The 3367-nt window shown below is 67.4% G+C and carries 2 protein-coding genes and 1 pseudogene; 2 read left to right on the top strand and 1 reads right to left on the bottom strand.

The genetic code is table 11. The features are described 5' to 3' along the window. Positions 1–780 precede the first annotated feature (780 nt). Positions 781–1878 (top strand): IS630 family transposase, encoded by a 1098-nt coding sequence (locus ACFW2Y_RS35170; RefSeq protein ID WP_384887637.1) that lies wholly within the window; start codon positions 781–783, stop codon positions 1876–1878. Between the two features lie 20 nt (positions 1879–1898). Beyond that, on the top strand, positions 1899–2471 hold the full coding sequence (locus ACFW2Y_RS35165; RefSeq protein ID WP_384887634.1) for a GNAT family N-acetyltransferase: 573 nt from the start codon (positions 1899–1901) through the stop codon (positions 2469–2471). A gap of 145 nt (positions 2472–2616) precedes the next feature. Here ACFW2Y_RS35165 and ACFW2Y_RS35160 read toward each other — a convergent pair. Beyond that, positions 2617–2754, bottom strand: a pseudogene (locus ACFW2Y_RS35160) (undecaprenyl-diphosphatase); the annotation flags it as partial. Positions 2755–3367: the final 613 nt, after the last annotated feature.

Raw genomic sequence — 3367 nt, 5'->3', positions numbered from 1 at the left:
CAGCCATTTCGTCCGGAGTCACACACCCACAACGCGACACACAACCCGAAGGACACGCACCACCAAACACGACCTGACCAAGCACTACTAGTGGCTCGTCACGCAGCCTTGGCCGGGCAATCGACGGTGTCAGTGATCGCGGCTACGGTTCCCGGTCATGGGATTCTCGGGGTCTTTCATCGTGGCGCGAGCCGGTCGGCCGCTGACGGAGTTGGCGGCGATGCGGGCGGCGGACTGTGTACCGTTGTGGTCGGCGCGCGATGGCGAGTGGCAGATCCTGCAAGCGTGCCCTATCGCGGATCCGGATCCTTCGATCATTCGCGAGACGCGTGCTTCTGTCCTGGTCGCTCATGTGGTGGACAGCGACTTCGCGACAGTTCAGGCAGCGAGTCCCGACGGCCTGTCATGGCAATGCGCTTTGTCCCCGGAGATGGCGCGGGATTACGGCCTCCCCGGTGAGTGGATCGGTGATTCGGCCGAAGTAGGAGAGCGAGCTGCGGCCTGGGTGCGAAGGGCTGGCCTTCAGCCGGACCCGGTGGCGCTCAGGGCTGCTCTGGTGGCTGAGTGTGATCCGCTGGCGGAGGACTTGGTCCTCGCGCTCGTTCACGCCTTGGGGTTCCGGTTCCGTGATGGGGTCGACCTGGGACCGCCAGCCGTGTGATGGGGGCCGTTCGCAACCTGCGCCCTGCCGACTCGCCAGCCGAAGTATTCAGCCCAGTCGCACGACCTGCTGCTCGTCGGCCAGCAGACTGTCTCCAGGACCTGATCTTGGAGGTGGTCGTGGGACGTCGACCGAGTGTGTTCGTCCGGCCGGTCACGATGGACGAGGGCCGGAAGCTGCAGCGGATCAGCCGGACCGCGAAGGACCCGGTGAAACTCCGTCGGGCGATCGTGGTGCTGATGTCCGCCCAGGGCCAGTCGGTCAAGGACATCACCACGCTGATGCAGGTCGGCGAGGACCACGTCCGTGATGTCATCCACGCCTTCAACGAGCGGGGGTTTGATGCGCTGGACCCAAAATGGAGCGGGGGACGCCCCAAGACGATCAGTGACCAGGTGCGCGAGCACATCTGTCTGATCGCCCGGACGTCCCCCGCCGACTGGAAGATCACCGCGTTCTCCACCTGGAGCCTGAGCAAGCTCGCCGACCACCTCATCAAGCAGAAGGTGACCGCGGCCATCAGCCGGGAAACCCTGCGCCGGATCCTGCGCGAGGGCAAGGTCTCCTGGAAGACCACCACTACCTGGAAAGGGTCCACCGACCCGGAGTTCCTCGCCAAGATGCACCGCATCCTGGCGCTGTACGACACTCCGCCCGCTGACGGGCGGGTGATATGCGTCGACGAGTTCGGACCGCTGAACCTGATGCCCCGCAAGGGCAAAGCGTGGGGGCCGGTGAGGCGTCCGCGCCGGCTGCGGGCCACCTACAACCGCACAAACGGCGTGAGGCACATGCTCGCCGCCCTCGATCTGGCCACCGGCAAGCTGTACTACCGCATTCGCCCGCGCAAGCGCTGGCGCGAGTTCCTCGGCCTCCTCAAGGGCCTGCGCGCCCGCTGGCCCGGAGAGAAGCTGTATGTGGTGCTGGACAACTTCTCCCCGCACAAGCACGCAGACGTCCGCGCCTGGGCAGTGGACAACGACATCGAGCTGGTCTTCCTGCCGACCTACGGATCCTGGCTGAACTGGATCGAGGCCGAGTTCGCGGCCGTACGCTACTTCGCCCTCAACGGCACCGACCACCGCAGCCACGACGAACAGAACGCCGCCATCGCCGCTTACATCCGCTGGCACAACGCCCGCGCCGAACCGAAGACCAACTTCGCCCCCGGCTCACCCATCCGCACCTGGACGCAATACCCGGCCAAGGCTGCGTGACGAGCCACTAGCATCCTGTGATGCGCACGCCGGTCCTCCTGCACGCGGCCGCGACGTCGGTCGCCCCCGCCCTGCTCCTCCGTCCCTGGCGCGAAGAAGACGCGCCCGCCCTGGTCGAGGTGTTCCGTGACCCCGCACTGCGCCGCTCGACGAGCCACGTCGTCGACGACATGGCCGGTGCCGAGCGGTGGGTGCGGGACCAACAGCGGAGTTGGGACGAGGGGCACCGCTTGGGCTTCGCCGTCCTCGAGGAGCCTGCCGGTCCCGGCATCGCAGCCCCGGTGGGGAGCGTGGTGCTCAAGGGGGCCGTCCCGGGTGCAGCCGCGGCAGAAGTCGGCTACTGGACGGCTGCGCCCGCCCGGGGAAGAGGAGTGGCCCCCCGGGCGCTGGAAGCACTCACCGACTGGGCCTTCGGCGCCTTCGGGGGCGACGGGCTGGAACGGCTCGAACTCCTCCACCGAGTGGACAACCCGGCGTCGTGCCGCGTCGCGCACAAGAGCCGGTACGCGCTCGACGGGATCCTGCCCGCCGCGCCACCCGCCTTCCCCCGGGACGGACACCTCCACGTACGGCGGCTCCGGCCCGCGGAGTAGTCATCCCGCGACCTCGTCCCCGTGCCGCCGCCCCGTGTGCACCAGTCGGTGGGCCCGCCGGCCGCGGCCGGGCGGACGGCACGGCCCCCGAGACGTCAGAAGGGCCCGCACTCTCGTGCGGCCCTTCCTTTCGGTGAAGGGGGCGTCAGCCGCCGGACTCGCCCGCGTGCGGGCTGAGCACACCGGCTCCCACCAGCGCGAACAGCAGGATGCCGAGGATGATCCGGTAGATCACGAAGGGCATGAAGGACTTCGTGGTGATGAACTTCATGAACGAAACTATGTCGACGTGTCCTGAGCGGCTTTGACCTGCTGGTTTCCACCACCTTTCAAGATCGAATAGTAGGGCGGTGGGAGATGGTGCCTTCCAGTGCTCTCTCTCGCTGGCCGCGAAGCACAGCCACCTGCTTTGCAGCGAATCGGCAACCTCCTGCTCCACGGCCAGGGCGACGTGCGAGTAGAGACCTTCCACGCCGGCGACCTCGCGGCCCATGCGGGTCTCCACGGCGATGCGACTGTGTCGATCTTCGTCCAGCCGTTCCTTGCCGCCGTGGCGAAGCAGGTACAGCCGCTTACGGGCGTTCGTGGTCGTGGGGAACCGGCCCCTGACCCGCGGCCAGACTGTCCAACAAGGCACTGGCCGCAGTGCGCGCCCCGGTCGCTCACCAGCCCGGACGAGATTTTCGGCAGGGGCAGGATGGATGAGGCCGACTGGGACGACAACGGTGCGCCGGATGAGCTGATCGGCACGTGAAGAGCTGTGCCGCGGTGACCTGCATGCCCTGGCGGTCGCCGGAGGCGCTCGGGCCTTGTCCCCGGAGGGTGGACACCTGTTCGTGTCGTTATGCGGCAAGTATCAGGGTAGCTGACTGTTGTTCGTAAGTGATCGGTGCCTG

The organism is Streptomyces sp. NPDC058877 (assembly GCF_042742855.1).
Taxonomy (GTDB): domain Bacteria; phylum Actinomycetota; class Actinomycetes; order Streptomycetales; family Streptomycetaceae; genus Streptomyces.
Note: the sequence above shows the minus strand (reverse complement) of the source record. Positions and strands in the feature narration are given on the sequence as shown.

Excerpts from the sequence above, each read along its gene's own strand:
- ACFW2Y_RS35165 (WP_384887634.1), top strand. The coding sequence starts at position 1,899 with ATGCGCACGCCGGTCCTCCTGCACGCGGCCGCGACGTCGGTCGCCCCC.